General features: G+C 34.6%; 5 protein-coding genes. 2 read left to right on the plus strand and 3 right to left on the minus strand.

Annotated elements, in window-relative coordinates; all coding sequences use genetic code 11:
- A partial coding sequence (locus WBG45_RS13705) for a YheC/YheD family protein (RefSeq protein ID WP_424415416.1) occupies positions 1-1,055 on the minus strand: 1,055 nt, incomplete at its 3' end.
- Between the two features lie 201 nt (positions 1,056-1,256).
- Between WBG45_RS13705 and WBG45_RS13710 the strand changes: the two genes are divergently transcribed.
- On the plus strand, positions 1,257-1,526 hold the full coding sequence (locus WBG45_RS13710; protein ID WP_424415418.1) for a hypothetical protein: 270 nt from the start codon (positions 1,257-1,259) through the stop codon (positions 1,524-1,526).
- Between the two features lie 396 nt (positions 1,527-1,922).
- Here WBG45_RS13710 and WBG45_RS13715 read toward each other — a convergent pair whose 3' ends face one another.
- Both WBG45_RS13715 and WBG45_RS13720 read right to left on the minus strand, forming a co-directional pair.
- Entirely contained in the window at positions 1,923-3,011 is a 1,089-nt protein-coding gene (locus WBG45_RS13715) for a M42 family metallopeptidase (protein ID WP_424415420.1), read from the minus strand.
- A 71-nt stretch (positions 3,012-3,082) separates the two neighbouring features.
- Positions 3,083-3,568, minus strand: a complete 486-nt coding sequence (locus WBG45_RS13720; RefSeq protein WP_424415421.1) for a dUTP diphosphatase — start codon at positions 3,566-3,568, stop codon at positions 3,083-3,085.
- 98 nt (positions 3,569-3,666) lie between these two features.
- Between WBG45_RS13720 and WBG45_RS13725 the strand changes: the two genes are divergently transcribed.
- A complete protein-coding gene (locus tag WBG45_RS13725) occupies positions 3,667-4,053 on the plus strand; it encodes a sigma-w pathway protein ysdB (RefSeq protein WP_424415423.1) in 387 nt (128 codons plus the stop codon).
- The last annotated feature ends 428 nt before the right edge of the window (positions 4,054-4,481 follow it).

Here is a 4,481-nt window from a genome sequence, read left to right on the forward strand (position 1 = left end):
GCAGACATTAGCTTAATTACGTTATCCACTCTTCCTCCATTAGATAGGTTGGTAACTATACTCCCTTTGCTACCCTTCCTAGCGATTATGCCTACATCTTCCCATTGTCCAGTCTGGTTTTTCACTAAAAAAATCCTAAAATCAATAATACGCCCTTTTACTAATTCTGAATCTATTCCTTCCTGTATAATGTATCTATTCTTTCTGAAATTTTTTTCAACATAATTTAACAGTTCTTTTTCAGTAGACAATTTGATTGTCTTATTTTTTTGTTTAAACCGATACTTAATACAATACAGATTAGGTCCAGTCATCATTTTCACAATTCCTTTTCCCTTTAATCCAAAAATCGGTTTCACATAAATAGTACGATAGCGTTTTAGATAATTTAATATATCTTCTGGATTTTTATAAATAAAAGTTTTTGGTAAATATGGAAGTACATCCTCATTTTTACTTAGAATTTGATGCATTTTCCATTTATCAATAGAACCTGAATTAAAAAACCGTGCTCCATAAAGATTTTTTAAAAAGTTTTTTCTTTTTTTGGACAACACCATTCGTTTTACTATTACTGTTGGAAAAGGAAAAGTTCCTTCTTCCCATTTCTCAGAAGCAGGATTGTATAGATAACCTTTAATAGTAGAGTTTTTTTGATTTATACCTTGCCACGAAAAAGCTACAATTACTCCTCTCACTAACGGGTATTGTTCATTTATCCGTTTAATTTTTTTAAGTTTCCCCTTTATTTTTGCATGGGATTTAGCTATCAATATTCCTATAAACGGACCTATAGTGATAGCTCCTTTTTGAATGGATATTTCATAATCAACTCCCAAAGGAAGTTTCAAATAATCTATAATCATATTCGGTATCCCTATTTCGTCCTCTTTTAACATATTGGATTGTTCATAAGTAACGTCCATTTCTTTTAACCCAAAGCAAATAGTAGTAGCCATCTCCTTGGTTTCATTTAATATTTTATATTGGTTAGGGTGGAACAAAAGGCAACGGCTATTGTTACTTAATGGAACCACCTTAAAATGAATACTCAATCAATCTTCCTCCACATTCTCTTTTCTAATTTAGAATATGTTTACATAAAGAATCAGCATAAGCCAAAACCTTACTTTCCAAAACAATTCTTAAACCTTTGATCAACATAAACAGCGTCTTTACTATAAACGCTATTCATTATTCGTTAATAAATGATTGGTTTGTCCGCCTACATTTATTACAGTCGTAGTTTTCTACTCATGACAGTCACATTTTTTATCCCAATCATGTTCTTTATTATCTTTGCAGACGACATAAATGGTTACATCTCCACACTTAATCCTTTTACAGTTGTCTTTTTTCTTTTCACAACAGTCACATTTTTTATTCCAATCATGTTCTTTTTCATCTTTGCAGACGACACAAATGTTTACATCTCTACAACTAATCCATTTACAGTTGTCTTTTTTATCCCAATCGTCTTTCTTCTTGTCGTGACAGTTACATTTTTTGTGCCTTACTTCATTTAATTCACGACATTTGAAGCAGTCACATCCATCTGATTTATCCCATTGATTTATCCAATATTTCAATTTGAATTGAACCTCCTTCCATATGAATTAATAGTTAAAACCTCTTCTGTTTACTCTCTATCCGGAATTCTCCTTACTTCTATAACATATTAAATGATAGGAAGATGCTTTAGGCAGAGAAGACTTAATAGTATTATTTCTATATATTATTTTCATTGAATGGAGGAGGTTAATTAAAATAGCTTATTTCTATAACTCCAAATAAAAAAACATAGCCCGTGGACTATGTTTTTTTGAAATATAAACTGCACTGATATTCTTTCAACATTATTAGATACTAGCATAGGTTGAAAAAACAAAGAGCACTGCCTAAGCAATGCTCTTTAAACTTATTTAATCAAATATGATTTTGTTGACCGTGTCGCGATCTAGCTTTTTAATGACAGCTACAATTAATTTCACTGCATTTTCGTAGTCATCACGATGTAAAATACCTGCATGCGAATGAATATATCTTGTAGCTATACCAATCGCTAACGAAGGGACACCATTCGCTGTTAAGTGGATTGCTCCAGCATCTGTTCCGCCGCCAGGAATTGATTCAAACTGGAAAGGAATATCATTTTCTTTTGCTGTATCAACAACTAAATCACGCAAACCTTTATGGGCAACCATAGACGCATCAAATAATACGATTTGTGGTCCATCCCCCATTTTACTTGTTGATTCTTTTGCCGTAATTCCTGGTGTATCTCCAGCAATACCAACATCGACTGCAAAACCGATATCAGGCTTGATTTTCGCAGCAGCGGTACGTGCACCACGTAATCCAACTTCTTCTTGAGCTGCTCCTACACCATAGACGATATTCGGATGCTTCTCATCTTTTAACGCTTTTAATACATCAATGGCAATCGCGCAGCCAATACGGTTATCCCAAGCTTTTGCAAGAAGTAGTTTATCATTGTTCATGACCGTAAACTCGAAATAAGGAGTTACCATATCTCCTGGAGACACGCCCCACTCCATCGCTTCTTCTTTTGTAGAAGCACCGATATCAATAAACATATCTTTGATATCTACTGGCTTTTTACGCGCTTCTGGAGAAAGTATATGCGGTGGCTTTGAACCAATCACACCTATAATCGATTCACCTTTACGTGTAACAATCGTTACTCGTTGCGCTAGCATTACTTGTGACCACCAGCCACCAACTGTTTGGAATTTCAAAAAACCTTTAGAATCTATTTGTGTAATCATGAAGCCAACTTCATCCAAGTGACCAGCTACCATGATTTTAGGACCATCAGCGTCGCCCACTTTTTCAGCGATTAAGCTACCTAAGTTATCTGAATCCATTCGGTCTGCAAATGGCTCTATGTATTTACGCATTACATCGCGAGCTTCACGTTCATTACCTGGAATTGCCTTTGCATCAGTCAATTCTTTTAACATAGTCAATGTATTATCTAACTTCGTCATTACTTCGCCCTCCTAAATATAAACTACAAATTTCATTATAATGTAAACGTCTTCAATATTCAAAAAATTCTTTAATAACCAGAGCGTTGACGCTCATAATTTTTTTCATTCTTATCAAGATATGCTTTAATGATTTGTTCATGTGTAAAACCAAGATTTGAAGCAACTGCTCCATACCAAGACCATATATCTTCATAATTTTCTTTAGTAGGTTCTATCAAAAATTGGTTAATCGATGATTGGGTATGTAAAAATAGTAAAGTCAGTGATTCTTCCGGGTGATCCACCGGCCATGACTCCAAGTCATTTAAATTCATTTCAATCCCTAAAGATAATAGAAAGTGAATCGAATCGACATACTCTTCTAAAATGACTTCTTTTTCTGATGGTCCTTTTGAGCTCCAAAATTTAAAACAACGTGTTTCATTTGCTAACTCGGCAAGTTCAACTAAAAGCGCAAGACCTTTTTCTAGAAATACATCATGCGAAATGTTTTTTTCAGTTTGAATATATGTATCGAGAGATTTTTGCATATCAAAAAGCGTTTGTAATTTCATATTTTATGCCTCCAGAATAAAAATTTTATAATTGTTGAAACCAATGAATACCATCATCCGTATACAATAATAACATGTCTGCCCGAGGGGGGTTCATAATGATAGTAATATTAATACGATTTTTGGTTCTCGCTCTAGTTGTTTACTTATTTTATCGAGGAATCGCTTATTTATTGGATCCAAAGCGAAAATTAGATGATGCCTACGAGAAGGGTTCATACTATTTTTATGATGACGTGAAAAACGTTCGGAAGAATTTCTTCATTTCCTACAAAGGAGCATTATTTGAGGGAGAGAAATATTTAGGAACGACTGATAATGCATTTGAAGTGGTCTCTATCTTTGTATGGGCTAAGGACACGATGAAATTGCAAGGTTTCACTCGAGATGATTTCTTATTTCTTGAAAAAGAAATTTTGATGAACTATGGAGACGCCAATATAAGCTGGAAAAATCCGATTGAACAATTGATGAAAGATCAATAATTAACTGAACCCCGACACAGGACTGTGTCGGGGTTTTCTATTGTTGTTTTGGGATTGATTTGATGGCCTATGGGCGGATTTGTGTCGACTATCGGCGGTTTTCACTTGTCTATGAGCGCATTCGTGTCGACTATCGGCGGTTCTCAAATTTCTATGACCGTCCCTAGCTTATTTCTCCAATTCCTATGCTAAATTCCCGTCTTTACTATGCCAGTCTTCACATTCCTACGCTCGAATCGAAAAAAAGTGCCTGATTCTATAAAGAGAGTGGACGTTACATCCACTTCCCTCCTAGATTCTAGACACTTTATCTTACAAATCTGCTAATAGTGGTGTTGCCCAAATCAATAAAGCGACATGTGCAATAGCTAATAATGTAAAACCGATGCGAAATGACATGTGTTTTGTTTTATGACGGAATATAATCA

Source organism: Paenisporosarcina sp. (genome assembly GCF_049671445.1).
GTDB lineage: Bacteria > Bacillota > Bacilli > Bacillales_A > Planococcaceae > Paenisporosarcina.

Bases quoted from the DNA above. Each gene is read 5' to 3' on its own strand.
- WBG45_RS13710 (WP_424415418.1), top strand. From the start codon at position 1,257: ATGACAGTCACATTTTTTATCCCAATCATGTTCTTTATTATCTTTGCA.
- WBG45_RS13725 (WP_424415423.1), top strand. From the start codon at position 3,667: ATGATAGTAATATTAATACGATTTTTGGTTCTCGCTCTAGTTGTTTAC.
- WBG45_RS13715 (WP_424415420.1), bottom strand. From the start codon at position 3,011: ATGACGAAGTTAGATAATACATTGACTATGTTAAAAGAATTGACTGAT.
- WBG45_RS13720 (WP_424415421.1), bottom strand. From the start codon at position 3,568: ATGAAATTACAAACGCTTTTTGATATGCAAAAATCTCTCGATACATAT.